The organism is Clostridium sp. KNHs216, from assembly GCF_006714885.1.
Taxonomy (GTDB): domain Bacteria; phylum Bacillota; class Clostridia; order Oscillospirales; family Acutalibacteraceae; genus Caproiciproducens.
The window spans coordinates 114,203-139,902 of sequence record NZ_VFMF01000001.1; the positions used below are offsets into that span (position 1 = coordinate 114,203).

Consider the following 25,700-nt stretch of genomic DNA (forward strand, 5'->3'; position numbering starts at 1 on the left):
CTGTGTTCTATTGATCCTACAATTAAAAATGAGCGAATTTCCCAATACCCATTTAAGATGGGGATACTGAAAAACGATATGCGGAGGAATAGGTTGTGGAGCGGGTTATCTTACACTGTGATCTGAATAATTTTTTCGCTTCTGTGGAATGCAGGGACCATCCCGAACTCTGCGGAAAATCCGTCGCGGTCTGCGGCAGCGTGGAGGACCGCCACGGGATCGTGCTGGCTAAAAACGAGCGCGCCAAAGGCTTCGGCGTGAAAACGGCGGAGCCCGTCTGGCAGGCGAAGAAAAAATGCCCGGACCTGCTGGTTGTTCCGCCTCATTTTGACCGGTATCTGTATTTCTCCGATCTGGTAAAGCAGATTTATCTCAGCTATACGAATCAGGTGGAGGCTTTCAGCATTGACGAATGCTGGCTGGATGTTACCGGAAGCACCCGGCTGTTCGGAGACGGGCCGGAGATAGCGGATCAGATACGGGACCGTACAAAATCGGAGCTGGGGCTGGGCGTTTCCATCGGGGTCAGCTTCAATAAAATTTTTGCGAAGCTCGGCAGCGATATGAAAAAGCCGGACGCCACTACCGTGATTACCCGGGAAAATTTTAGGGAAAGGGTATGGCCCCTTCCGACGGATTCCCTTCTGGGAGTGGGCAGGGTGACCGCCCGACGTCTGAATTCACTGGGAATTAAAACGATCGGCGACCTGGCGCGCACCGATTCCAAATATATCGTTTCCTCCTTCGGAAAAATAGGATACGATATGTGGAGGAACGCGAACGGGCTGGATGATTCCGGAGTATGCTCAAGTGAGGTTTCCTCCGCACCGAAAAGCATTGGCAACAGCATCACCTGCGTTCATGATCTCTTCGACTTCGATGAGGTCTGGCCGGTGCTGCTGTATCTTGCCGAAAAGATCTCTTTCCGCATGAGGGACGCCGGGGTGATCGCTTCGGGCCTTCAGCTTTCCATCAAGGATAACCGCCTGCATGTTTCGCAGCATCAGATGCAGCTGGAGGTTCCCACCCGGCTGACGATGGACCTGGCTCGGGCGGCGAAAGAGCTGTTTCAGAAGGGCTACGAATGGCCCTGTCCCGTGCGGGCGCTGGGCATCAGCGGCTTCGGCCTCTTGCCGGAGTCGGAAATGCAGCAGACATCCCTGTTCCACAGTATCCTGTGCGATGAAAAAATGGAACAGCTGGAAAGCCGTATGGAGCATGTCAGAAACAAATACGGAAAAGCTTCCGTAAAACGCGCCGTGCTGATGGAAAAGCTTCCGCTTCCAACGGGGGGCGGGGAAAAGCGTTGATTAAGATTTTTCTGGATGTTTTACGATTCTTATGATATAATGAAAATGTTCCTTTATCAGGCCTTGTTTGTAAATAAAAAATCGATGGATTTTCGGATGCAAAGCGTCTTATCCGCCTATGTCACCCACGGCTATGGCCATTCAATACGGTTTTCTGCACACTTCGCTTTGAGGCCCTCTGAGGGAACCTCCGGGCAAAACACGTTTGCAGGCGCAGCTGCCGTATGCCGGGTACTTTTGATGCGGTCAGACGATTTTAGCCGATCGGGATTTTTGCTTTACAAACAGGGCTTGATCTATATAAATCACAAATGTTGCGGAGGTCAAATCAGACATTGTCCGACAAAATAGGTATTTTTATAAAATTTAACTAAATAAAACAAATATTTAGCTTCAAAAGCAAAATATTTGTTGACTTAATAGACACAATGAGGTATGATAGATGCAGAATTCAAGTTTAATGTGAGCCATGAGGTGTTGGGCTTGGTTGATAACAACCATTTTAATAAAATGGCAGATTATACCGACAGTCAGCTTGCCTGCCTTGTGAACAGCGGAAATTCGGATGCTTTTGTGGAACTTACCGCGCGTTATATGTCGCTGATCAGGGTCAAGGCGGCGCCGTTTCGCTGTGCGATGCTGGAAGCCGACGATCTGTGCCAGGAAGGACTTTTGGGCCTTTTAAATGCGGCGCGTACTTATGACTCAGCCGGAAAGGCCGGTTTTAAAACATATGCCGGCGTTTGCATCAATAACCGGATTATTATGGCTTACCGCACGGCGGCCAGCCGCAAAAATCTTCCGCTGAATAATTTTGTTTCTCTCAGCGACGACGGTTCGCACATGGATATGACAGATTGCGCCTCGGATCCTGAAGCGGTGCTGATGGACAGCGAAAGCTACGCGGCCATGCAGCTGCGGATGAAACAGTTGCTTTCAAAGCTGGAGCAGCAGGTGCTGACGCTTTATTTGGGCGGCTGCAGTTATCACGATATTTCGGTGAAACTCGGCGTTTCCTCAAAGGCAGTCGATAATGCTCTGCAGCGGGTTCGGCTGAAATTAAAACAGTTGCTTTAGTTTGATATATTAATTTCATATGCCCGGGTAGCTTAAGTAGAGCGTTGGAAATCAAAGGCGGCGGTGCAAATCCGTCTATGGGCAAATATCTTTATCCAAAGCGAGGTAAATTAAATGTACGAAGACAAGACTCTCATCTGCAAGGAATGTGGCGCTGAATTTGTATTCACCGCCGGTGAGCAGGAATTTTATGCTTCCAAAGGGTTCGTAAATGAGCCGCAAAGATGCAAAGCCTGCCGCGATGCTCGTAAAAATGCTGCCAAGCCAGAGCGTGAAATGTATACCGCTATCTGCGCAAGCTGCGGCAAGGAAGCAAAGGTCCCCTTTAAGCCGCGTGAAGACCGTCCTGTATATTGCAGCGAGTGCTTTGCAAAGATGAGGGAAGAATAAGCATATAGCCTAATATTTCTTATTCGTGACCAGGTACCCCGGATTGATTTCCGGGGTATTTTATTTCGTCAAATCAGAAATGTATTGCAAAGCTTGGACACGGGTATTATAATATACATGAAATCTATTGAAAAGCTGGAGGATTCTAACAATGGCTGCTATTACGAAAGATACCATTATTGGTGATATTCTTGATATTGACGAAACCACGGCGCCTTATTTCCTTGAAATGGGCATGCATTGTCTGGGCTGCCCCGCTTCCCGCGGCGAAACCCTTGAGCAGGCCTGCCTGGTTCACGGCGTGGATCCGGACTCAATGCTGAGAAAGCTGAACGATCACATCGCGTCTAAATAAAAGAATTTCTGAACAAGGCCGCCCGGCAATCAAGTTGCCGGGCGGTTCTTAAGTATGGGGGACGGTGCGTGCTTTTTGAGGGCTGCCGTTCCCCTGTCCCGGTTTCCTCTGATGCCGATGGGAAGCTGTCGGGCATTTCTGTCCGTGGGGAAGTCGGCGAATATCACTTTACAAAGGGGTGTGCCGGATGGGACTTCATCCTTTATTTACTTTGGGCGGCAGGCTTCAGCTCTGCGCCTCCATGGCCCGGCCGGGTACGGCCCTGGCGGACATCGGCACCGACCACGCGTACCTGCCGATCTGGCTTGCAAAGCAAGGGCTGGTTTCCCGCGCCATTGCGGCGGATATCCGCCCGGGGCCGCTTCAGTCCGCACAGCAGAATATCCGCCGCTACCGTGTGGAAGAGCTTGTCTCCACGCGTCTGTCAGACGGGCTGGAAGCGATCTTTTCCATAGAGGCGGACGATATAGTCATCGCCGGAATGGGCGGCGAAATGATGATACAGATTATTAAAAACGCGTCCTGGCTGCGGGACGGAGAAAAAAGGCTGATTTTACAGCCGATGACGTCGGTTCCCCAGCTGCGTGAATTTCTTGCGGGGGAGGGCTTTGCGGTTTTGCGGGAACAGGCGGCTGTGGAAGACGGCTATGCTTATTCGGCCATGCAGGTACAGTATGCTCCCGAGAAAGCCGGTACGGACAGCCTGTACCCCTATATCGGGAAGCTGGACGCGGCGACGGAGGACAACCGCGCGTACATGCGCAAGGTGATCGCCCAGCTTGAAAAAAAGGCCGGGGGACTTGCCGTTTCCGGCAGGCAGGAAGAAGCCGCCGCGCTGATCCGTACGGCGGAACAAATCAATATGAAAATGAAAAGGGAGCGGTAGTATGGTTTCCGTTGGTGAGATTTACGATTACATTGACAGCTTTGCGCCGTTTCGGTCGGCAATGAGCTTTGACAATCCGGGTTTGCTGGTCGGAAACGGGGAAGCCGGGGTGTCTTCGGCGGTTTTGTCGCTGGATATTACACCCGCGGTTGTTCAGGAAGCCCATGAACTCGGGGCGGAGCTGATTGTCAGCCACCATCCGGTCATTTTTCATCCGCTGAAAAGCCTTTCCGCAGATTCCGCGCCCTATCTGCTGGCTCAATACGGCATTGCGGCAATCTGTGCCCACACCAACCTCGATATGGCGGCTGGCGGGGTGAACACCTGCCTGGCGGAGCGCCTGAGGTTACGGAATGTGCGGACGCTCAGGGAATATGAGGATTCCGGCCTGCCGGAGGCGCTGGAGGGGGAAACCGGCTGTGAATATACGCCGGAAGCCTTTGCGCGTTTTGTCAAGGAAGCGCTGGGATGTGACGGTCTGCGCTTTACGGACGGAAAACGTACGATTACACGCGTGGGACTTTGCAGCGGCGGCGGCGCGGATTTGGTTTATGACGCCGCGCAGGCCGGCTGTCAGGCCTTCGTAACCGGGGAAAGCAAGCACAATATTTTGCTGGATGCGGAAAACATGGGGGTGACTCTGGTTGACGCCGGGCATTTTTATACGGAAAATCCTGTGATTTTACCGCTTGCGGTGAAGCTGAAAATACAATTCCCCGACGTTGCCTTCTTTGAATCAAAGCGGATGCACAGCCCCGCGAAATATCTGTAATGCACATACACGGGAGGAATATCAATGGCTCTTGACGGAGCATTTTTACATCATATCAAAAAAGAAATAGAAGAAAACGCAATCGGCGCAAAGGTGGATAAGATCTACCAGCCGAACAAGGAGGAAATGGTTCTTTCCCTGCGCACGTATCGGGAAACCCAGAAACTGCTGATGTCCGCTAGGGCCAACAGCGCAAGGATTCATTTTACGCGCTCTGTCCCGGAAAATCCCAAGGTCCCGCCGATGCTCTGCATGCTGCTGCGCAAAAGGCTGGCCGGGGCGCGCCTTGCCGCAGTGCGTCAGCCCGGACTGGAGCGGATGCTCTGCCTGGATTTCGACGCGGTCAGCGAGCTGGGGGACGAAATCCGCCTGACGCTGGTCATGGAGATCATGGGGCGCTACAGCAATATTATTTTTGTCGACGAAGCGGGAAAAATCATCGACGCCCTCAAACGGGTGGACGCAGAAATGTCTTCCGAACGCCTGGTGCTGCCGGGACTGACGTATCAGCTTCCGCCGCCGCAGGACAAGCTGTGCCTTTTAGCGGACTCCGTTCCTGAAATAATCGAAAGAATTCAGCGGATCCCCTCGGATACGGAGCTTTCAAAAGCCATTTTAAATACGCTGCAGGGAGTTTCTCCGATCGTCTGCCGCGAGCTGGAACATCTGACCGGCCATGGGAGCGACATCAGCACGAAATCAATGTCCGCTCAGCAGTGGGAACGGCTTGCTTTCTTTTTGGGCAGAATGGCGGATACGGTCAAAAATGTGGACGGAACGCCGCACATGGTGGTAAGCCCCGTCCAAAAGCCGATGGACTTCTCTTTTATGAATATTGAGCAGTACGGGCTGACTGCGGTTGTGAAACCGTACGACGATTTTTCCACCCTTCTGGACGCGTTTTACGACGAGCGCGACCGGATTGACCGCATGCGGGTGCGTTCGCAGGATTTACTGCGCGTGCTGACCACCACCTCCGACCGCCTCAGCCGGAAGATGAACCTGCAGCGGGCGGAGCTTGCGCACTGCGCAGAGCGCGACGACCTGAGAATCTGCGGCGACCTAATCAACGCCAATCTGTACAATATCCCGAAAGGCTCGGCGACGGTTGAGCTGCAGAATTTTTATGAGGAATCGATGCCTCTGGTCAAGGTCAAGCTGAACCCCGCGCTTTCCGCTTCCCAGAACGCGCAGAAATATTATAAGGAATACCGCAAGGCGCGTACTGCCGAGGAAATGCTGACCGCTCAGCTTCAGCAGGCTGAGCAGGAGCTCAGCTATATCGACACTGTGTTTGAGGAACTCAGCCGGGCGGCGACGGAACGCGACCTTTCCGAAATCCGCGCCGAACTGATCGAACAGGGCTATATCCGCGCGCCGAAGGGCCGTCAGAAGCAGCCTGTGGCTATGGGGCCCATCGAATTTGTTTCCTCGGACGGTTTTCCCATTCTGGTGGGACGCAATAACCGTCAGAACGACCATCTGACGATGAAGCAGGCCAATAACAACGATATTTGGCTGCATACGAAAAACATTCCCGGCTCCCACACCATCCTTTCGACGCAGGGGCGCGCGGTGACGGAAACCGCGATTTATGAAGCGGCCATGCTGGCGGCTTTCCACAGCAGGGGGAAGGAGTCCTCCAAGGTTCCCGTGGATTATACGGAGGTGCGCAATGTCAGCAAGCCGCAGGGCGCAAAACCCGGTATGGTTATTTATGTAAACTATAAAACCGTTTACGTTACCCCGGATGCTGCATTTACAGACAGCCGCAAAGCAAATTAAATTGGTAAAAACATGAGATTCATGTTATAATAACCAATAATATGTTTGGGAAGTGTGCCGATGCTAAAAATAAAAACATCCGATTTTCTGAGAGATACCATCCTTTTTGGAATTACGATATTATTGATGTTCGCCGCCAATCTGATGACCGTTTTCGGCAGGGCGGAAACGGCGGTCGACGTCCTGTTTTTTGCAGTCATTATGATGAATATTGCGATTATCAGCAGCCTGATTGTCAATATCAGGCGTGATTTTGCGTTGTTGATCTTTGTGGGGGCCTACAACATCCTTCTTTTGGGGCGTGTGTATACTTCCTGGTTCGGTTATCACCATAAGCTGCTGATGCTTTTGGAAGCGGATGATTTTCCGAAGCTGTTTCAGTCCCTCCAGATTGTCGCGCTGTCGCTGTTTTGCGTTTATGGGGTTTACCGTGCCGTGGGACCGTTTTTTTACCGCAGGGAATCCGCGATACGGACCAAAGGAATCCATGCCGCCGCCCAAAACGACCTGAATCCCATTATCCGTCGGATCAGCGCGGTTGTGCTGTACATCAGCTCCATTCCGTTCTTTTATATCCTGTTCACTTCTGGTCTGGCGGTATTAAGAAACGGATATCTCAGCTCTTACACCAATACGGCCAGCGTTCCTTCCGTCATCAGCCGCCTTTCCATGTTTTTTGTCCCGGCGTTTGCGGTTTTTCTTGCCACTCTGCCCGGCAAAAATCAGATGAAGCTGCCGCTTGCCGTCTACGGGGCCTATATGCTCGCGTCCCTTTTGACAGGACGGAGAAATACGATTGTAACGGAAGCGCTGATGCTGATCGCCTATTTTGTCCTAAGGGACTCTATGCTGGAAAAAGAGAAAAGAGTGCTGAAAAAAAGAACGGTTGCCTACGGGGGCGTGTTCGGAATTGCCGCCGTGTACCTGCTTCAGCTTCTGGCGCTGATTCGCGCGGGCCTGAACACGGACAGGGGACTGGGAGAAATGCTTGTCAGCTTTGTCGATTCCCAGGGGGCAAGCTTTCGCGTCGTTGTCCAGACGGTCAACCATATCGACCTGTTCAACCCTTCCACAGCCTACTGGTATTTATTCTATCCGTTTGAACTGTTCGTCCATAATAATATTGTTACGAAAACCCTGTTCGGCCTGACCCCGATTATCGAGGTGCAGAACACGGAATTTGTCCGCACCACCCATAATTTCGGACATGCCCTGACCTTTATGGTCGATCCGGACCGTTACCTGAGCGGGGGCGGTTTCGGCACCTCCTATGTGGCAGAGGCCTATGTCGCCTACGGCATTTTAGGGGTCATCCTGGTCAGCGCTATGGTCGGCATCATCTTCCGCTTTTTCTCTTCCCTGCTGACCCGTTCCTGGGTGACCGTTGCCTTCGGGCTGCTCGCTTTGAAAAACTTTGTATATCTTCCGCGCAACTTTGCGTTTCTGTGGGTTACCGAGGTTTTTAACATCACCTATATCTGCTTCTTTGTGGGCATCTACCTTGCGGCGCTGCTGATTGCGAAAGGAACGCACGCACGCTCGCTTTCCCATGCCCGGGGCGGATGGTTGACATGGGAGGAACAGCCATGAAGCTGCTTTTGTTGCTTACCACCTCGTTTCCGTATGACAACGGGGAAGAGTTTTTGCTCAACGAGGTCAATTATATCAGCGGATACGACCGGGTACTGATCTGTCCCTGCAACCTGAAACCGAATTCTGCCGTTACAAAGAAGCTGCCCGATTTTATCTCCTGTGTTCCGCTCAAAACGGTTCCGGGCGGTAAGTCGGCCTACGCCGGATTGATGCTCAGGCCTTTTGTACGGGCCGAGTTGCTCCGTATGATGAAGTCCGGGACATTTACTTCGCAAAGGGCGCATGAAATGCTCTTCTTTATGAAGCGTGCCTACGAGATTTATACGGCGCTGGTACAGTTCCCGGAGCTTGCCTCTGCCGATGAAGTCACCATCTACAGCTACTGGCTGTTTGACGCCGCGGCCGCGGGGGCGCTGCTTGCGCAGGACTTGAAGCGGCGGGGCAAAAAGGTGAAACAGATTTCCCGCGCCCACCGCTTTGACCTTTACAGTGAGTTTGCGAAAATGAATTACCTGCCGATGAGGGAGTTTTTGCTGGACCGGATCGACAGAGTGCTGCCCTGTTCCGCTTCGGGCGCGGAGTACCTTCAAAAAGGGTATCCCCGGTACGCGGAAAAAATAGCGCCCGCTTTTCTGGGGACAGCCGACCACGGCGAAAAACGCGGCACCAGAGAAAACGGTCTGCATATCGTATCCTGTTCTTTCATAGCCCCGGTCAAGCGTCTGCATCTGATCGTGCAGGCGCTGGAAAAAGCGGATTTTCCGATTCTTTGGACGCATATCGGCTCCGGGCCGCTGCGCGGGGAAATCGAGGGGATGGCGTCGAAGCTGCCGGACTGTGTCCGTACGGAATGGAAGGGGCAGATGGACAACGCCGCCATTATGGAGTATTACCGTTCCCATGACCTTTCCGCCTTTGTCAATGTAAGCGCCAGCGAAGGTATTCCGGTTTCCATTATGGAAATCTGCTCCTTCGGTGTTCCCGTGATCGCCACGGATGTCGGCGGTACCCGGGAAGCAGTGTACGACGGGGAAAACGGCTATTTGCTTCCGTCGGATTTTTCGCCGGAAGAGCTGTTGTCCCGACTGAAGAAACTGAAAGAACTGCCGGATGAGGACTATGACCGTCTGTGCCGGAATGCGCGCAGAATATGGGCTGAAAAATTCAATGCGCAGAAAAACTACCGGAACTTTTACAAGGAGATCAGTCAATGAAACTGATGTATCTTACTTTTCAGGAGGATGCTCCGCTGTATCTGGGTGTGAAAAATAAAATTGAGGGCCAGGTCGGCGCGTTTGAGAAGCTGGGCTACCAGGTGACCTATTCCATGTGGCAGGGGAGTACGTTTCAGTTCTTCGGCGCCGAGCCGCAGAAAAGTGACTTTGATTCCTCCGGCGGAATCATGAAGCAGCTTACGCGAATTGCCCTTGAATATGTTCAGAAGCACAGCTTTGACGTGCTTTATCTGCGCCTTGACCGCATCAGCTCCGACATGCTTAGAATCTGTAGGGCCGCGCGGGAAAACCGGGTAAAAACCATTGTGGTCGAAATCCCCAATTACCCTTATCTGGGGGATTATATCCGCAATATCCAATATGCCAAAACGCTGAAAACCCGTGTAGTGACCGCCGCAAAGGTTGCCGTAACGGTGGCGGACGACCGTCTGTCGGGCAGAAGGCTGAAACGGTATGTGGACGCGGTGGTGCTGTACGGAAACCGGGCGGACTCATTTTTCGGAGTCAAAGCCATGAACGGGGACAACGGCATCAACATCGACGGGATATCGCCCGTCCCTCACTGCGGGGACGTCGACAAGGACATCGTGTTTCTCGGGGTTGCCGGTACCCTGTGGTGGCAGGGCTACGACCGGGTCCTTGAAGGAATGAGCGAGTATAAAAAGAAAAGGCCGGACGGCGCGCCCGCGCTGAAATTTGTGCTGGTCGGCGGCGACGCCACGGAGATGCCCGAATTCCGCGCGCTGGTGGACAGGCTTGGACTGACCGAGGACGTGACGTTCTGCGGCTTTAAAAAGGGCAGGGAGCTTTTCGATATTTATAAAACGGTTGACGTGGGGGTATCCTCTCTCGGCTGTTACCGCAGGGGGCTGACCGCCTGCTTTTCCTTAAAAGCGCGCGAATACTGCGCCGCGGCGCTGCCCTTCCTGTATGCCTACGACGACGCGAAAATCGGACGGGATACGCCCTTTGCGCTCAGGCTGCCAAACGACGGGACGGCGGTGGATATGGACGCCGTCATCAAATTTGTCCGGGATTGCCGCAGGGACCCTTCCATAGCGCAAAAGGAACGCGAATTCGCGGAAAAAAATTATGACTGGAAAACCATTATGAAGCAGGTCCTTGATTTTGCCGGAGCTTCAATGGATATAGATTGATCAACGATATTTGGAGGTTAAATATGGAACTTTTCGTAAGCTTTTCAGAAATACTGGAATATTTTAAGAGGAGCATCCTGAAATTTATCATCGTCGTCGCTGCCTTTGGAATTGTGTTTGGGCTGATGCCCCTCAAATTTGTCCACAATGAATATACCTGCGATACCACCATGATCATTTCCTGTGAGGTTCCCGAGGACGCGCAGACGGACTATCGGCTGCAGTACACCAGCATTCTGAACAGCAGGGTGCAGACCGCCATCGCCATTGCGACGGGCAAGGATATGATTTCCCAGACCGCCGAAAAGCTTGGGATCGACGAAAAGGAAATTACCTCGATCGGCGCGGTTCAGGTCAATACGGCCCCGGTCGTCAAGCTGACCGCGAAAACCCCGAACGCCGCCATGGCGGACCGTATTGCCAACACAGCGGCCGAGGTGCTGGGGGAAAAGCTTACCGGCGCGTTCCCCTCCCCGAAGCTGACGGCGGTCATCACCGACCCCGCGATTCCGGCGGAGCCGCAGTCCAATAAGTCCACCATGCTCAAGGCCGGTATCATTGGCCTCATCATCGGTTTTATCGTGTATGTATGCTACGGCATCATTGTCGTGCTGACGGACAGAACCATCCGCAACAGCCGCTATGTCAGCGAAGCGCTGGATACCACGCTTCTGGGAACGCTCCCGAAGAAGGGCGGAAGCGAAAAGAAGGAAGACAGCTTCCGCAAGCTTCGTGCCGCGGCGGTTCACTGTGCACAGGGAAAGACCAGTTTCCTTGTCACCGATGTCTGTGAGCACAACGGCGCTGCCTCCGTGGCGGCCGGGATGGCGGGCGCGCTGGCCTATTCCGGAAAGACCACGCTTCTGATTGACGCGGACCTCCGTGAAAACGGAATCGGAAAGCTGCTGAATGTAAAACCGCAGCATTCCCTGACGGATGCCTTGAACGGAGCCTGCTCCGCAGAAGAGGCGGTTTCGACGACTTCCGTCAAGGGCTTGAGCCTTGTTTCCGGCACGGAAGCATCCCAGAATCCTGCGGACGTACTGTTTTCCGAAAAATTCACCGGGCTGTTCCGGGAGCTTTCCGAAAAGTTCGATTATGTGATTATCCATACGCCTTCCGAAGTGCGGTATCCGGAGGCGGATAATATCGCAGGGCTTGCCGGCTCTGTGATTATGGTCGCCAAATACGGTTCGACTCCGTATCATGAATTCAAGGATTCGTTCCACCGCCTGAATGCTTCCGGCGGCAATCCCATCGGCTTTGTCACCACCGATATCTGACAGAACAGATCAAACAAAAACGCTCCGCGGTTTTCCGCGGAGCGTTTTGTGTTAACGGGTAACGGCGAGTTGATCCGTTTTGCGGATCAGCGCCTTGATGTGGTCGATCAGCATATGCAGGGCGACAGGGTTTTCGCCGCCCTGGGGAATAATGATATCAGCGTATTTCTTGCTGGGTTCTACAAACTGTTCATGCATGGGCTTGACCGTATTTATGTACTGGGACATAAAAGAATCCAGGCTGCGGCCGCGTTCTTTCACGTCCCGGGTCAGACGGCGGAGAAGCCGTATATCCGCGTCCGTGTCCACAAAAAGCTTCATATCCATTAAATCCAGGAGGTCTTTATTCTCAAAAATCAGAATTCCTTCCACAATAATCACTTGCGCCGGCTCCATGTGTACGGTTTCGCCGGTTCTGGTGTAGGTGACAAAAGAATAAACCGGGTGGTCGATCGCCCGGCCGCTTTTCAGTTTTTTTACGTCCTCAATCAGCAAATCGGTATCGAATGCGTTAGGATGGTCATAATTCATTTTGACACGCTGTTCGAATGGGATATCGGAATTGGCGCGGTAATAAAAATCATGGGATAAAATGATGGCGTCGTCGGCGATTGCCTGTTTCAGCTTCGTCGAAAGCGTTGTTTTTCCTGAACCGGTGCCGCCGGCAACACCGATTACAAAGGGTGAACAATCCATAGCTGCCTCCTGTGTTGCAATGTTATTTTACAGCTTCAAATTATAGCACAAAAACCGGCGAAAAGCATTATATTAGCTTTCATAATCTTCAATGATACTGTTCAGGCGGTCGACGTCCGTGACCCGGATTCCGTCTTTTAAAAGTACCTGATCCGCCTGTGGCAGCGATGCGACGTCAACGTCGATCTCCTGATAGGGAGTGCTCTCATTGTTGTAAAAGACTCCGATATGCCCTTCATACTCCTTTACCGTGTAGGTGTTCAAGCTGCTGCTTCGGCTCGCCATGGTCGGAATTTCGCTGTTTTCTTGACTTGAAGCCTCATTTGAGGTAGAATTATCTAATATATCTGAGCTTGAAACTTCAGGTATTTGGTTTATTCTCGTTTGAGAAAAACCCCACATTAACATTCCGATTATAATAACAGTTGTACCCAGCAGCACAATCCAGTTTCTTTTCAAATAGCATCACCTCATAGGTATTATTTGAAAATATTGGAAAATTATTCATTTTTTGCTGTGATAATCAATTTTTATCAAGGAGGTGGTTCCCGATGAGAAAAACCGATATCAATAAATATGTCGGCTCCAGAAACGGAGAAAAAGACGGCAAAGCCAGGTCCGTTGGCCGGATTTTGTTAAAAAGTCTTTCCACCGTTTTCACTATATTATTCATTACCGGCATCATTGTGTCTATCTCGCTGCTTTCCTTTGTGTTCAGCCTGAGCAGTGAATCCGTCGATTATGACCTGCATAAGCTGCAGTTGAATTATACGAGCTTCATCTATGTAAACGGCCCGAACGACGACAGTTCCAATCCCGTTCAGTACCAGAGCCTGTACAGCAGTGAAAACCGGGTGTGGGTGGATTACGACAAAATACCGCAGTCCATGAAAGACGCCATTGTCGCGATTGAGGACAAGCGCTTCTGGGATCATAAGGGCGTTGACTGGATCAGAACGGCCGGCGCGGTGACTACGCTGTTTTCCAAGGGGAGCAGCTACGGCGGTTCTACCATTACCCAGCAGCTGATTAAAAACATTACGGGAGATAAGGACGTAAGTCTTACCAGAAAGGTAAAGGAAATCTTCCGTGCCTTGAATCTGGAACAAAAATATACCAAAGAGGAAATTCTCGCCGCTTATCTTAATGTCGTCCCCTTCGGAAGCGGCAGCAACGGCGTTCAAGCCGCGGCCAACCTTTATTTTGGCAAGAATATTCAGGACTGCGATATAGCGGAGTGTGCCGCGATTGCGGGCATCACGCAGAACCCGACGAAATATTCCCCGCTCGTCCATCCGGATCAGAACAAGGAACGCCAGCAGACGGTACTGAACGAGATGCATACTCAGGGAATGATTACGGACGCGGAGTACAAAACCGCGATGACAAAATCGGAACATATGACCTTTGTGGGGAAGAAAGCCGAAAATGTCGTAGACGACGTTCCTATTTGGAACTGGTATGTGGATACCCTGTTTGAAGACGTCAAGAGCGGCCTGATGGAGCACTATAACTGCTCCAGCGAGAAGGCCGTGGATATGATTTACCATGACGGACTGAAGATTTACGCCGCAATGGATACCGATCTGCAGAACATTGCAGAAAATACATTCAAATCGGACAAGCTCTTTGGAAGCAATACCAAGATGCAGGCGGGGTACCTTGCCATGGACTATTCCGGACGGGTGCTTGCCACGGTGGGTTCCAGAGGGGAGAAAAAGAGCAACCGCCTGTTCAGCCTGTCTACGGACTCCAAAAGACAGCCGGGTTCCACCATCAAGCCTCTGGCGGTTTACGGACCGGCGATAGAATCCGGAAAATACAACTATTCTTCTTTAGTGAATGACAATCCGCTGCCGAACTGGTTCAGCGACGGCAGCTCCGGCCCGAAAAACTGGGGGCCGGGGAACACAAGCGGAAAATACTGGGGCCCCATTCCTCTGGAGTGGGCGCTGGAGCGTTCCCTCAACGCCAGTGCGGCGCAGGTGGGAAACGCCATTACGCCAAACGTCAGCTTTAATTTTTTGAAAGAAAAGCTGGGCTTTACCAGCCTGCTTCCCGCGGACAACAACCGCGCGCCTATGGCGATCGGCGGTTTGAGCGAAGGTGTTACCGTGCGTGAGATGACGGCCGGTTTCCAGATTTTCGCGAACGGCGGGAAATATTATCAGCCCTATACCTTTTATCATGTGGACGACCACGACGGCAATGTGATTCTGGATAACCGCAATCAGACTTCCGTTCAGGCTATCAGCTCCACCACCTCGTCCATCATGCATCATCTGCTCAACAATGTCGTGACGGGCGCCCACGGAACCGGGCGCGGCGCGGCGATCAGCGGATGGGAGGTATTCGGCAAAACGGGTACCACCAACGATGAAAAGGACAGCTGGTTCATCGGCGGAACGCCCTATGCGGTCGCCGGTATCTGGACAGGCTATCTAACGCCCGCGCATCTGACCAATACGACCTATGCTGCCTCTACATGGAAGAATATTATGGCGTCGTATCTGAAGAATAAAGATAAATTGACCTTTACCTACGATTCCAACGTGGTTTCGGCCAGGTTCTGTACAGTGACCGGGCTTTTGGCGAACCCGGCTACCGACAAGGATACCCAGCTTGGCTGGTACGACAAGAGCCATATGCCGGCTATCTGTGACGGTGTCCACGCCGGATCGGCTTCCTCTGTTGTTTCCCATCCCGTTGAGTCCGGTACGGAAAGCGGAGAGAGCGCCGTTTCAAGCGGCGGGGAGTCGCACGAAAACCCCGACACTTCCTCAGAAGCTCCGACGTCTTCCACAACGCCGGAGTCCCACACGTCGTCCGCGGGGAATTCCCGCCCGGATAAATCGTCGAAGCCGGGCCGTACCCCGGGAAATTCTGTGGTCGCAGTCGGCTGACAAGTCTGTCATTTTCATGCGGATGCCTGTTCGCGGGCATCTGCATTTCGGTTAATTTGTAAATTGATTGTCGCACTGAAACGTGGTAAACTGTTAAAGTGCTTATCTGTTTTTTTGGAGATCAGTAGAAATAGTAAGGGGTGCTACATATGGTAGAAATAGCTGTAATGGGATACGGCGTAGTCGGCTCCGGCGTGGTGGAGGTTTTGACCAATCACGCGGAGAATATCGCCAAACGCGCCAAAGAGCGAATCGATATCAAATATATTCTGGATTTGCGTGAATTCCCCGGCAGTCCGTTTGAAAGCAAATTCACAAAATCCTTCGATACAATCCTGAATGACCCGGAAGTAAAAATCGTGGTGGAAGTAATGGGCGGGCTGAACCCGGCCTTTGATTATGTGAAACGCTGCCTGGAAGCGGGAAAAAGCGTGGTTACCTCCAATAAGGAGCTGGTGGCCGCCAAAGGGGCGGAGCTGCTGAAAATCGCGCAGAAAAACAACCTGAATTTCCTGTTTGAAGCAAGTGTCGGCGGCGGCATCCCGATTATCCGCCCGATCAGCCAGTGCCTTGCTGCAAACGACGTGGTGGAAATTGCGGGTATTTTAAACGGTACCACCAATTTTATATTAACTAAAATGATCCGTGAGCAGATGACTTTTGAGGATACGCTGGCCCTTGCCCAAAAGCTTGGCTATGCGGAGCGCAACCCGGCCGCGGATGTGGAGGGCCAGGACGCCTGCCGCAAAATCTGCATCCTGTCCTCTTTGGCCTATGGCAAGCACGTCTACCCCGATCAGGTGCACACCGAGGGCATCACCAAAATTGCTCTGGCGGACGTGGAATACGCCTCTGCCTGGGGCGGAGTGGTCAAACTGATCGGACAGGTCAAAATGATGGAGAGCGGAAAGCTGCAGATCATTGTCTGCCCGATGTTCATCTCGCGCGAAAGCCAGCTTGCCAATGTTGACGATGTGTTCAACGGGATTATGGTGCGCGGCGATTCGACCGGCGATGTCGTGTTCTACGGAAAGGGCGCCGGGAAGCTCCCGACCGCAAGCGCGGTTGTCGCGGACGTCATTGACTGCGTGAAGCATTTCCGAGCCAGAAAATATCTCTACTGGGAAGACGGCTCAAAGGATTATGTAGAGGATTACCTCCTGAACGAGGTTGCCATGTTCGTCCGTGCCGAAACGGACGGCGAAGACCTCGCCTTTAAAAACATCAATCAGATTTTCGGCGGAGTTACCCGGTTGTCCCGCAGGAAACCGGTCCGCGGCGAAATCGCTTTTGTGACAGAGGTCATGCGGGAAAAGGAAATCGTCGCCAAGCTTGCGGAACTGGAACCGCTGGGCGTGACGGTAAAGAATACCATCCGCATAGGGGATCTGTAAATTCATTTATTTAGGATTAGGATGTTGATATGATATGATAAGAATTCAGGTACCGGCTACCAGCGCAAACCTTGGTTCCGGTTTTGACTCTCTTGGAATTGCGCTGGACCTGTACAATCAGGTTTGGATGGAAGAATCCGATACCATAGATATTTCCAGCAAAGACAATATTCAGGTGCCGACGGACGACAGCAACCTGATTTTCTGGGCCGCAAAGCAGGTTTATGAGCGGTGCGGCCGCAAATTGCCGGGTCTTAAAATCGTTCAGCTGAACAATATCCCGATGGCGCGCGGCCTGGGCAGCAGCTCGGCGTGCATTGTCGCAGGAATTTCCGGCGCGAACCGCCTTTTGGGAGGCCCTCTTTCGGTACAGGAACTGATTAACCTCGCGGCTGAAATCGAAGGGCATCCCGACAACACCACGCCCGCGATCGAAGGCGGCCTTGCCGCCTCCGCCATGGAAGCGGGAAGGGTTTACAGCGTGAGCGTTCCCGTTTCGGAAAAGATCCGGTTTGCTTTGTTTATTCCGCCTTTTGAACTGAAAACAGAGAAGGCGCGCTCCGTGCTTCCAAAAGAGTATTCGAGAAGCGACGCCGTTTACAATCTTTCAAGATCCGCGCTGATGGCGGCCTCGCTCTTTTCCGGGAAGCTGGAAAACCTGCGTGTGGCGGTACAGGATAAGATTCACCAGCCGTACAGGGCCAGCCTGATCGACCACTTGGACGACGTGTTCCGTCTGAGCTATGAACTGGGTTCGCTCGGCACTTATGTCAGCGGGGCCGGCCCGACGATTATCTCCATGATCGATGCTTCCGATACGGATGTCTTTGCAAAATACGCGGCGAATCATCTGGAGGAAAAAGGGATTACAGGCTGGGAGATTAAAATTCTGAATACGGATTCAAATGGTGCACAGATATCGATTGAATAATACTTTTACTTTAATATGGGGGATGGAACCGAATGAGCCTTATAGTCCAGAAATTCGGCGGCAGTTCCGTTGCGAACGCCGAACGCGTTTTTAATGTAGCGGACATCGTCACAAAGACCTATTCACAGGGCAACGACATTGTCGTCGTCGTTTCCGCACAGGGCGATACGACAGACGATCTGATCGATAAAGCGAAAGAAATCAATCCATATGCCTCCAAAAGAGAAATGGATATGCTTCTTACTTCGGGCGAACAGATATCCGCTTCACTGCTTGCAATGGCGATTGAAAAGCTGGGTTACCCGGTTGTCTCGCTTTTGGGGTGGCAGGCCGGGTTTTATACCAGCTCGGCCTACGGCAGCGCGAGAATCAAACGAGTCGTGCCCGACCGTATCAAGAAGGAGCTGGATAAAAGAAATATCGTCATTGTAACGGGATTTCAGGGAATCAACCGCTACAACGACATGACGACGCTCGGCAGGGGCGGCTCGGACACCAGCGCTGTCGCTATCGCGGCAGTGATGAATGCGGACCTGTGCCAGATTTTTACGGATGTGGAGGGCGTTTATACCGCCGACCCGCGCAAGGTGAAAAACGCAAGAAAGCTTGCCTACATCTCCTATGATGAAATGCTTGAGCTTGCGACTTTGGGCGCTCAAGTGCTCAATAACCGTTCAGTCGAGATGGCAAAGAAGTACGGAATTCAGCTTGAGGTCCTTTCCAGCATGACAAGAAAACCCGGCACAATTGTTAAGGAGGCAACGAAAGTGGAAAAAATGTTGATCAGCGGTATTGCGAAAGACGAGGATGTGGCCCGCATTTCAATCATCGGCGTACCCGACAGACCGGGCCTCGCTTTCAAAATTTTCTCAAAGCTTTCCGCGAAAAATATTAATGTTGACATTATTCTTCAGTCCGTCGGCAGAAACGGTACAAAGGATATCAGCTTTACAGTCAGCCAGGCAAATCTGAAGGAAACGATCGATATCCTGAATCCTTATGTGGAGCTGATCGGCGCGACCAGCGTCGTGTACGATGAAAATGTCGCCAAGGTCTCCATTGTGGGCGCGGGAATGGAAACGCATCCCGGCACGGCTGCCCAGATGTTTGAGGCGCTGTTTGAAGCAAACATCAACATCCAGATGATTGCTACCAGTGAAATCAAGATTTCGGTCCTGATCGACCGCTCCGATGCGGATAAGGCCGTCACGGCGGTACACAATAAATTTTTCAGCGAAGCGATGGAAGCTTAAAGTCCGGGTTTTGTGCTTTGGAATCGTAAAACAGAATAAAAAGATCGCTGTCCCTTCTACTTCAACAGGGGCAGCGATCTTTTTTATAGCAATCCTTCTGCTAATCGTCTTCGTCGTCTGGGACGGCGTAAGAAGCCGTTTTTAAAAATGTTTTGTAGGAGGGGCTGTCCTTCGCCAGAAAATTCTGAAAAATCATGTCTCCCAGCTGGAGCAGGATGATTTCGCGGCAGATTACGTTGGAGCTTGACAGAAGGTCCGTTTTCGGGATCAGGAAAAGCAGATCCGTGTAGGCGGCACACAGGGATTTTTCATGGTTGGAGAACAGCACGATATAACTGCCGTTATTAATGAAATCCGCGAGTGTTTCCGAGAGAAGCTCATCCTCCCCGGAAAGAGAGATGGTGATGAACAGGTCGCGGGGTGTGGAGATTTTTCTGTAGACCTTCAGCACGTCGTAGTTTGTTACAGCGCAGATCGGCAGTCCGAGTTTCGCAAATTTAAATGCCAGGATTTCCGCCACGTACTGATTGATTTCCAGGCCGACGATGAAAATCCTTTCCGCAGCCAGCATTTTTTTCCGCAGCAAGTCCACATTTTCCGGCTTGACCGTTTGATACAGAAGCTGCAGGAGCGTCATGTTGTCCTGGAGCAGAGCGGCGTAATCTCCCGTTCCGGTCTCCGCCGCAGGTTTCGCAATTTGCTGCTGCAGCACGTATTTGAATTCGTTCAGGCCGGAATATCCCACCTTCTGGGTGAAGCGGATGATACTCGCGTCGGATGTGCCGATTGCTTTCGCAAGCTCCTGCGCGTTGCAGTCCAGAAAAGCCTCCGCTTTCTTTTTGATATAATTGACAATTTTCCAGTCGGTCTTTGTAAACTGGTTCGACATTGCATTCATCCGTGTAATCAGACTGGACCAATCGTTCTCTTTTGCCATTGCGGATGGGTACCTCCATATTTGAATTAGGATTTTGCGTCGGCAATCCAACATTTTACAGTTGATCTGGCATAACAAAAGGGAATAGTACTATTTGAGAACGCCGAAAACTTTGTCATGCAGCCGATCTTCACTATTTTTCTATTATACCATAGTTTTTTTTGATTGCCTACATTGAATTGTTACGATTTGTAGTAAATTACAAAAACGGAAGGGTTTCTTTATTTGATTTGTGAATTGACGCGGATAATGTAGTGTACTACAATAATTAAATAATAATAAAGTATATGACAATTCGATTTTTTAGCCGTTAGGAGAGTGTTTTATGGGGAAACCACAGATTTTACTGCTGACTCACGGAGGGTGGGGGATGTCCCTGATGGAAGGGGTCAGGATGGTGATCGGCGCGGTCGATTTCGTAAAAGAAGTGCCGCTGAGACCACAGGTTACCTTTCAGGAATATCTTGCGCTTGTCCGGGAAGCTGCCGATGCAATGCCCGACGGGTCGCTGATCCTTACCGATATGTTTGGCGGGACCACGACCAACGCCGGCGCGCTCGTAGGACGGGAAAAGAACATCAGGGTGTTTTCCGGGCTGAATGCCCCGCTTCTGATCGAAGCGTGTCTCGGGCTGATGGAGGAAGGCAGCATAGACTTCGATTCTGTTTTGGAGACGGGGGAAACTTCCGTTATGGATGTAATTGAAAAGATCACAAAATCGCTTCAGGAAAGGGAGGTGGAAAAAAATGGCTGAAATTGTTCTGTGCAGAATTGACAGCAGACTCATCCACGGACAGGTCATGACCAAATGGGTCAATCAGTCCGGGGCGAACAAGATCGTCGTGGTCAGTGATGAGCTTGCAAAAGATCCTTTCATGATGGAGATTTATCTTCTTGCCGCGCCGCGGGATGTCAAGGTGAACTGCTATACCCAGAAGGATGTTATTGAGAGCTGGAATGCGGACCAATTCGGCGGGGGAAAAGTGCTGCTCCTGCTGCCAAATCTCAAGACAATGAAAGAGGTCTATGACGGAGGCATCCGGGTTAGCGACATCCAGGTAGGCGGTCTCGGTGGAGCGCCGAACCGGAAAGTGGTCTTTCAGAACATCACGCTGGACGATGCGGATGTGGAGATTCTTACCGAACTGCAGCAAAAAGGTGTGAAAATCATTTTTCAGACAATCCCGGAGGATGCTCCCCAGAGCTTGGAAGGAATCTTGAAGAAGTATCATCAAAACTAAATACTTGAGGAGGAAACAACAATGAGCGTTTTGCCACTTGCTATTTCAATGGGTATCTATTACTGGTTCTCCCGGCTGCGGCTTGGCTACACCTTTTCATCCATGCTGCTCCAGCCCGTTGTCATCGGTATCTTTGTCGGCATACTCACAGGCAACATGGCGTTGTCCATGCAGATCGGCGCGGGGCTGCAGCTGGTCTATTTAGGGGTTACTTCCACTCCCGGAGGCAATGTTCCCAGCGATCCCGCGCTTGCGGGCTGTGTGGCGATCCCGCTGGGCGTACTTGCCAATATGAAACCGGAGGTCGCTATTTCGCTGGCGATTCCCTTCGGTGTTCTGGGCGTTTTCGTCGACCAGCTTCGCCGTTCCACCAACGCCATTTGGGTACATATGGCAGACCGTTACGCGGAGCAGGCCAACACAAAGGGAATCCTGATGGCTGCGTTCCTGTTCCCGGCCCTGCTCGGATTTGTCATCCGTTTTCCGATCGTGTTTGTCATCGATTATCTTGGCGTCGACGCGGTCAAAACATTTATGACCGTTGTTCCCACCTGGCTGATGCACTCATTCGAGGTCATGGGCGGAATTCTTCCGGCACTGGGCTTCGCGATTACTTTGATGGTGATCGGAAAAAAGAAGCTGCTGCCCTTTTTCATCATCGGCTTTTTCGCCGTGCAGTATCTGAAACTGGACACCATGGCAATGGCAATCTTTGCGATTTGCACTGCTTTGCTGCTGAACCTGTTCAAGATTAAGGAGGAGGCGTAAAAATGGACAATATGACGACGGTACAAACAGAGGCCCTGAAAGAGCCCGCCGAGAAGAAAACCAGCCGGCTGGAGAAAAAAGACATCACCAAGGCGATGTGGATTTACTACCTCGGTGCAGAACTGTCCAATTCCTATGAGCGTTTACAAAGCCTGATCTTCTGCGCTTCCATGACTCCCGTGCTGAAAAAGCTGTATGACACGGACGAGGAGCTCAGCAAAGCTCTCAAACGCCATCTTGTGTTTTTCAATACAGAGGGTACGTTCGGCGCGGTCATTCAGGGAATCGCTATTATGATGGAAGAAGAGAAAGCAACTGGCAAAGACGTGACGGACGATGCGATTACCGGTTTGAAAACCGGTCTGATGGGCCCGATCGCCGGTATTGGAGACGCCATTATCTGGGCGGCGCTCATGCCGATCCTCATTTCCATTTTCCTGCCCTTTGCTTCCAACGGTTCGCCGATGGGCGGACTCCTTCCGCTGATTCTTTATCCGCTGATCACGATCGGCGTTTCGTATGTTCTGATTCATCAGGGCTACACACTCGGAAAGAAATCCGTAACCTCCCTTTTGAACGGCGGAAAGATGCAGTCCATTATTTTCAGCGCCAACGTCATCGGGCTTACCATGATGGGCGCGCTCTCGGCAAGCTATGTGAAGCTCAGCACTCCGCTGACCTTTGTATTCTCGAGCGGAAATAAAATTGTACTTCAGGATATTTTGAATCTGATTGTCCCCGGTCTGCTGCCGCTGCTTGCAGTATTTCTCATCTATTTCTACCTGAAAAAGCGCGGCCCCCGCTACAACCTGATTCTGGGGACGATCGTCGTGATCTCCGTTGCCGCGGCCTTCCTTGGAATCCTGTAAAGAACGCCGCAATACAACGGACGAAAGCATAAAAGAAGGGAAACTGATATCATGGCAAATATTTACACCCAAAACGGACTGCAGGAGGTGATCAACGCTTCCGGGCGCATGACCATTCTGGGAGTGTCCACGGTTTCCGAAGCAGTGGGGCGGGCGATTGCCAAAGCAGCCGACCACTATGTCGTTATAGAAGACCTGATGAAATATGCTGGAAAGAAAATCGGTTCCATGGTCGGCGCACGGGATGCGTGTGTTACCTCCAGCGCCTCGGCGGGAATCGCGCTTTCGGTCGCCTCCCTGATCTGCGGAGACAGTCTGGAGAAAGTACAGCATCTGTACGAGCGTCTCCCCGACACAAAGCGCCGGGAGGTCATTCTCCTGAAAGGTCAGAATGTGGACTTCGGCGCGCCGGTCGGGGAGATGATTCAAATCGGCGGCGGAAAAGTGGTGGAGGTTGGATACGCCAACAAATCCACGCTGGGCGATATCCGCTCCGCGGTCAGTGAAAAAACGCTGGCGATCTTTTTCGTGAAGTCCCATCACTGCGTACAGAAAGAAATGGTGGATGCCCGTTCGGCAATCGAGCTGGCAAATTCGCTGGGGATCCCCTGCATTGTGGACGCGGCCGCGGAGGAAGATTTAAGCCTTTACAGCCGATTGGGTGCGGATTTTGTTTGCTACAGCGGGGCTAAGGCGATCGAAGGTCCCACCAGCGGGCTGGTTGTCTGCAAAACGGAAGAGCTTGCCGCTAATATGCGCCTGCAGTATAAAGGAATCGGGCGGGCTATGAAGGTGGGTAAAGAAAATATTATGGGTCTGCTCAAGGCCATGGAAGAATATCTTGCCGGCGAGCACCAGCCTGCGGTCAATCTGGATCAGCTTAAAGAGTTTGCCGAAAAAACAAGCTCCATCCCCGGATGCCGTACGCAGATTGTACAGGATGAGGCGGGACGGCTGATTTACCGGTGCAAGATTACGTTCGGAGAAGAGTTCGGCTTCAGTGCCGAAGAGGTTGTGGAACAGCTGAAAAAAGGGAATCCGGCCATTTATACACGCGATTATCAGGCAAATTTAGGCTCGATAGCTATTGATCCCCGTCCGCTGCGTTCTGCACAGGAGCTGGAAACAATCTACAGTAGTATCAAACGTCTTAGCAAAGGAGATTAATATGGACGAAGTTCAATTTTACAAAGGCCGCGTCGCGCTGAACTGCCTGACCAATTCCGTACGCAACGCCCGGGAGATTCTGGAAGCGGCGGACGGCCATGTGGTAGTGGGGATTCTGTCCGCTAATTATCCCGATATTGCCAGCGCGGTCAAGGATATGGAAATTTATCAAAAAGCGGTGGACAACAATATTTCCGTCGGACTTGGCGCCGGAAACCCGAACCAGTGGCGCGCAGTAGCCGAAATTTCTTCTCAGATCATTCCCAAACATATCAATCAGACTTTTACGGCCACGGGGTTTACCCGCGGCAAGACCGGGGAGGGGCCTTTTCTGAATGCGATGGTGGCCCCCTGTGGCAGGCCGGGTTACGTACGCATTTCAACCGGTCCGGTGAGCGGGAAGCTGGAGCCTGTGATTGCGCCGGTTGCCGCGGCAATCGCCATGGCGAAGGAGCAGGGAGCGGATTCGCTGAAATATTTCCCGATGGGCGGCCTGAAGGTACGGGATGAGCTCACGGAAGTAGCGAAGGCCTGTGCCGACGCGGATTTCGGGCTGGAACCCACCGGAGGAATCACCACGGAAAACTTCGGTGAAATTCTGCAGATCGTTCTGGATGCCGGGGTGTCGAAAATCATCCCGCATGTCTATTCCTCCATCATCGATCAAGAGACGGGGGATACCAGAATTGAGGATGTCCGTAAACTCTATACGATCATTACCGAACTGGTAAAGTAATTTTACAGAATGACAGCACAGGATCCCCGGCGGTAACTTCACCGGGGATCCTGCTTGTAATGAATAGCATTTTACTGCAAAAGGAGATTTCCTATGAAAGAATTTTACTATTCCGTTCAGGACGAGATGGGGATCCATGCCCGTCCGGCAGGCATCCTTGCAAAGGAAGCAAAAAAATACAGCTCTTCCGTTACGATCAGCAGAGACAAAAGCTCCGCCGATTTAAAAAAGCTTTTCGCGGTTATGCAGCTTGCGGTCAAACAGGGAGAAAAAATCCGCGTTTCCGTAGAAGGCCCTGATGAAGCCGAAGCGGCTGCGGCTCTGGAACGCTTCTTCCGGGAGAACGTATAAGGGCAGGTTCATGCAGCCCGCCGTTATAGATATCCGTTTCTCTTCAGTATTCGATAAAATAGATAGGAACCCAGAATCGCGATATAGTAGGACAGGAAAGTCGCTATAATATTCCATTGGTTCAGATAATAGACTCTTTTTGAAAGGAATCCGCAGCCCTCCGCCAAAGTCAGCAGAAGACTGGACAGGATTAAGACGGCATGATCGGGAAAATGATATTTACGTATGAGATAAATTGCAAAACATGGATAAAGACAGAATAATCCCAGCGTAAACGGTAGTGACGCGAGACTGTCTAAATAAAAGGGATACAGCTTCCAGTAATAAAGGAATCCGATATCGTTGATCAAAAAGGCCATGGCGGCTGAAAAAGGGGCGATTAGAAACAGTACCTTTCTTTCCCGTATGAAGATCAGCGCTGTTATCCAGGGGATAATAAATCCGATGATGATATTCAGTGTCAAAGTACATACACCAACCTTGCTTTTAAAAAATAATATGCCAAGATTGTTGTCTAATATCCGGATTCACCTTTTTGTAAATGTAGGGAAAACCGGCACTCTCAGCTTTTAAGGCTGGGAGTGCCGGTTTTTGTGAACTCTGGATTTTCA

The 25,700-nt window shown here is 51.5% G+C and carries 25 protein-coding genes; 22 read left to right on the top strand and 3 right to left on the bottom strand.

The window, feature by feature from the left end; genetic code table 11:
• Positions 1–95: 95 nt before the first annotated feature.
• The 11 genes from dinB (at position 96) to LY85_RS00600 (ending at position 11,843) form a co-directional block, all read left to right on the top strand.
• Entirely contained in the window at positions 96–1,310 is a 1,215-nt protein-coding gene (dinB, locus tag LY85_RS00550; protein ID WP_141825070.1) for a DNA polymerase IV, read from the top strand.
• 483 nt (positions 1,311–1,793) lie between these two features.
• Complete coding sequence (locus LY85_RS00555) at positions 1,794–2,387, top strand: sigma-70 family RNA polymerase sigma factor (RefSeq protein ID WP_243122438.1); 594 nt, start codon at positions 1,794–1,796, stop codon at positions 2,385–2,387.
• A gap of 114 nt (positions 2,388–2,501) precedes the next feature.
• A complete protein-coding gene (locus LY85_RS00560) occupies positions 2,502–2,777 on the top strand; it encodes a zinc-ribbon domain containing protein (RefSeq protein ID WP_038323857.1) in 276 nt (91 codons plus the stop codon).
• A gap of 151 nt (positions 2,778–2,928) precedes the next feature.
• Positions 2,929–3,132, top strand: a complete 204-nt coding sequence (locus tag LY85_RS00565; protein ID WP_038323859.1) for a DUF1858 domain-containing protein — start codon at positions 2,929–2,931, stop codon at positions 3,130–3,132.
• 187 nt (positions 3,133–3,319) lie between these two features.
• Complete coding sequence (locus LY85_RS00570) at positions 3,320–4,018, top strand: class I SAM-dependent methyltransferase (RefSeq protein ID WP_141825072.1); 699 nt, start codon at positions 3,320–3,322, stop codon at positions 4,016–4,018.
• Between the two features lies 1 nt (position 4,019).
• Positions 4,020–4,790: a Nif3-like dinuclear metal center hexameric protein gene (locus LY85_RS00575; protein ID WP_141825073.1), complete on the top strand. Its 771-nt coding sequence runs from the start codon at positions 4,020–4,022 to the stop codon at positions 4,788–4,790.
• A 24-nt stretch (positions 4,791–4,814) separates the two neighbouring features.
• Positions 4,815–6,575, top strand: a complete 1,761-nt coding sequence (locus tag LY85_RS00580) for an NFACT RNA binding domain-containing protein (RefSeq protein WP_141825074.1) — start codon at positions 4,815–4,817, stop codon at positions 6,573–6,575.
• 60 nt (positions 6,576–6,635) lie between these two features.
• Positions 6,636–8,165, top strand: coding sequence for an O-antigen polysaccharide polymerase Wzy family protein (locus tag LY85_RS00585; protein ID WP_141825075.1), 1,530 nt, complete (start codon positions 6,636–6,638; stop codon positions 8,163–8,165).
• A complete protein-coding gene (locus LY85_RS00590; protein ID WP_185741057.1) occupies positions 8,162–9,382 on the top strand; it encodes a glycosyltransferase in 1,221 nt (406 codons plus the stop codon). The genes LY85_RS00585 and LY85_RS00590 overlap by 4 nt, the downstream gene beginning before the upstream one ends.
• Complete coding sequence (locus LY85_RS00595) at positions 9,379–10,560, top strand: glycosyltransferase (protein ID WP_141825077.1); 1,182 nt, start codon at positions 9,379–9,381, stop codon at positions 10,558–10,560. The genes LY85_RS00590 and LY85_RS00595 overlap by 4 nt, the downstream gene beginning before the upstream one ends.
• Before the next feature lie 23 nt (positions 10,561–10,583).
• Positions 10,584–11,843, top strand: a complete 1,260-nt coding sequence (locus tag LY85_RS00600; protein WP_141825078.1) for a polysaccharide biosynthesis tyrosine autokinase — start codon at positions 10,584–10,586, stop codon at positions 11,841–11,843.
• A gap of 51 nt (positions 11,844–11,894) precedes the next feature.
• On the opposite strand, the gene udk is transcribed toward LY85_RS00600, so the two are convergent.
• Together udk and LY85_RS19120 are read right to left on the bottom strand one after the other, a co-directional pair.
• Positions 11,895–12,539, bottom strand: a complete 645-nt coding sequence (gene udk / locus LY85_RS00605) for a uridine kinase (RefSeq protein WP_141825079.1) — start codon at positions 12,537–12,539, stop codon at positions 11,895–11,897.
• Between the two features lie 72 nt (positions 12,540–12,611).
• On the bottom strand, positions 12,612–12,824 hold the full coding sequence (locus LY85_RS19120; RefSeq protein ID WP_038323874.1) for a BofC C-terminal domain-containing protein: 213 nt from the start codon (positions 12,822–12,824) through the stop codon (positions 12,612–12,614).
• Between the two features lie 266 nt (positions 12,825–13,090).
• Here LY85_RS19120 and LY85_RS00615 point away from each other — a divergent pair, with 266 nt between their 5' ends.
• From LY85_RS00615 to LY85_RS00630, 4 genes are all read left to right on the top strand, one after another.
• Complete coding sequence (locus LY85_RS00615) at positions 13,091–15,442, top strand: transglycosylase domain-containing protein (protein ID WP_141825081.1); 2,352 nt, start codon at positions 13,091–13,093, stop codon at positions 15,440–15,442.
• A gap of 149 nt (positions 15,443–15,591) precedes the next feature.
• Entirely contained in the window at positions 15,592–16,836 is a 1,245-nt protein-coding gene (locus LY85_RS00620) for a homoserine dehydrogenase (RefSeq protein WP_141825082.1), read from the top strand.
• 34 nt (positions 16,837–16,870) lie between these two features.
• Positions 16,871–17,767 carry a homoserine kinase gene (thrB, locus tag LY85_RS00625; RefSeq protein WP_141825083.1) on the top strand — a complete coding sequence of 299 codons (897 nt, stop codon included), beginning with the start codon at positions 16,871–16,873 and terminating at the stop codon, positions 17,765–17,767.
• Between the two features lie 32 nt (positions 17,768–17,799).
• Positions 17,800–19,020 (top strand): aspartate kinase, encoded by a 1,221-nt coding sequence (locus tag LY85_RS00630; protein WP_141825084.1) that lies wholly within the window; start codon positions 17,800–17,802, stop codon positions 19,018–19,020.
• Positions 19,021–19,120: 100 nt separating this feature from the next.
• On the opposite strand, the gene LY85_RS00635 is transcribed toward LY85_RS00630, so the two are convergent.
• Entirely contained in the window at positions 19,121–19,957 is an 837-nt protein-coding gene (locus LY85_RS00635) for a MurR/RpiR family transcriptional regulator (protein ID WP_185741058.1), read from the bottom strand.
• A 325-nt stretch (positions 19,958–20,282) separates the two neighbouring features.
• Here LY85_RS00635 and LY85_RS00640 point away from each other — a divergent pair, with 325 nt between their 5' ends.
• From LY85_RS00640 to LY85_RS00670, 7 genes are all read left to right on the top strand, one after another.
• Positions 20,283–20,711, top strand: a complete 429-nt coding sequence (locus LY85_RS00640; RefSeq protein WP_141825086.1) for a PTS fructose transporter subunit IIA — start codon at positions 20,283–20,285, stop codon at positions 20,709–20,711.
• Positions 20,704–21,198 carry a PTS sugar transporter subunit IIB gene (locus LY85_RS00645; RefSeq protein WP_038323885.1) on the top strand — a complete coding sequence of 165 codons (495 nt, stop codon included), beginning with the start codon at positions 20,704–20,706 and terminating at the stop codon, positions 21,196–21,198. Before LY85_RS00640 ends, LY85_RS00645 begins: the two co-directional genes overlap by 8 nt.
• A 21-nt stretch (positions 21,199–21,219) precedes the next feature.
• The gene (locus LY85_RS00650; protein ID WP_038323887.1) at positions 21,220–21,966 is read left to right on the top strand and encodes a PTS sugar transporter subunit IIC; all 747 of its coding nucleotides are present in this window, start codon (positions 21,220–21,222) and stop codon (positions 21,964–21,966) included.
• Between the two features lie 2 nt (positions 21,967–21,968).
• The gene (locus LY85_RS00655; protein WP_038323889.1) at positions 21,969–22,835 is read left to right on the top strand and encodes a PTS system mannose/fructose/sorbose family transporter subunit IID; all 867 of its coding nucleotides are present in this window, start codon (positions 21,969–21,971) and stop codon (positions 22,833–22,835) included.
• Between the two features lie 51 nt (positions 22,836–22,886).
• Complete coding sequence (locus tag LY85_RS00660; protein WP_141825087.1) at positions 22,887–24,002, top strand: DgaE family pyridoxal phosphate-dependent ammonia lyase; 1,116 nt, start codon at positions 22,887–22,889, stop codon at positions 24,000–24,002.
• A gap of 1 nt (position 24,003) precedes the next feature.
• Positions 24,004–24,738, top strand: coding sequence for a KDGP aldolase (locus LY85_RS00665; RefSeq protein ID WP_141825088.1), 735 nt, complete (start codon positions 24,004–24,006; stop codon positions 24,736–24,738).
• A 93-nt stretch (positions 24,739–24,831) separates the two neighbouring features.
• On the top strand, positions 24,832–25,089 hold the full coding sequence (locus LY85_RS00670; RefSeq protein ID WP_141825089.1) for an HPr family phosphocarrier protein: 258 nt from the start codon (positions 24,832–24,834) through the stop codon (positions 25,087–25,089).
• Positions 25,090–25,700 lie beyond the last annotated feature (611 nt).